Source organism: Deinococcus pimensis DSM 21231 (assembly GCF_000519345.1).
Lineage (GTDB): Bacteria > Deinococcota > Deinococci > Deinococcales > Deinococcaceae > Deinococcus_A > Deinococcus_A pimensis.
In genome coordinates this window covers 161266-161658 of the sequence record NZ_KI912617.1, presented here as the reverse complement: position 1 = coordinate 161658, position 393 = coordinate 161266, and the positions used below count along the sequence as shown (strand labels likewise).

1 protein-coding gene is annotated in these 393 nt (G+C 73.0%); it reads right to left on the bottom strand.

The window, feature by feature from the left end; translation table 11 throughout:
* Nucleotides 1–88: 88 nt before the first annotated feature.
* Nucleotides 89–393, bottom strand: a 305-nt coding sequence (locus DEIPI_RS27550) for a metallophosphoesterase family protein (RefSeq protein ID WP_045233371.1), incomplete at its 5' end; no start/stop codon positions are given.

Here is a 393-nt window from a genome sequence, read left to right as displayed (position 1 = left end):
TGTGTGCCTTGGCGTCTCAGGACCTGCCGACCCGCGCCTCCCGGACACCTCGACTCATGTGCCCCGAGCGTACACGATTCCCTCCCCGTCAGACGCCCAGCGTCACGAGCTCCGCGCGCACGTCCCCGTCCGACACCGTCAGGAACGCGAGGGAGACGGGCAGCCGGAAGCGGCGCGGCCCGCACGAACCCGGGTTGAGGTACAGCACGCCCGCCTCCTCGCGCGCGGCGGGCACGTGCGAGTGCCCGCTCACCACGACCCGCACGCCCGCCGAGACGGGATTCAGGTCCAGCTCGCCGAGGTCGTGCAGCATGTACAGCCACAGGCCGCCCACCTCGTGCATCACGCTCGGCGGCAGGTCCCGCACGCCGGGCGCGCGGTCCACGTTGCCGC